The organism is Acinetobacter chengduensis (assembly GCF_003664645.1).
Classification (GTDB): domain Bacteria; phylum Pseudomonadota; class Gammaproteobacteria; order Pseudomonadales; family Moraxellaceae; genus Acinetobacter; species Acinetobacter chengduensis.
On the sequence record NZ_RCHC01000079.1, the window covers coordinates 1 to 339 of the forward strand.

3 tRNA genes are annotated in these 339 nt (G+C 50.1%); all 3 read right to left on the bottom strand.

From position 1 onward, the window contains the following. Positions 1 to 18: 18 nt before the first annotated feature. Positions 19 to 103: transfer RNA gene (locus tag D9K81_RS18300), tRNA-Leu, on the bottom strand. A 37-nt stretch (positions 104 to 140) separates the two neighbouring features. After that, positions 141 to 214 (bottom strand) — tRNA-Trp (locus D9K81_RS18305). A gap of 35 nt (positions 215 to 249) precedes the next feature. Then, positions 250 to 334 (bottom strand) — tRNA-Leu (locus tag D9K81_RS18310). Positions 335 to 339 lie beyond the last annotated feature (5 nt).

A 339-nucleotide genomic window follows, 5' to 3' on the forward strand; every position in this document is an offset into this window, starting at 1 on the left:
CCTTGCTCTTCAATTTGATGGTGGGGACGGAGAGACTCGAACTCTCACACCTTGCGGCGCTGGAACCTAAATCCAGTGCGTCTACCAATTTCGCCACGTCCCCATCAAGGGTGCTAACTCGCAGTTAGACTGTTAAAACTTGGCAGAGGATCAAGGACTCGAACCTTGACGAACGGTTTTGGAGACCGTCATGCTACCATTACACCAATCCTCTGTAACCTAATGACTAATATACACTAATCAATTAAGTGGTGGGGACGGAGAGACTCGAACTCTCACACCTTGCGGCGCTGGAACCTAAATCCAGTGCGTCTACCAATTTCGCCACGTCCCCAATGG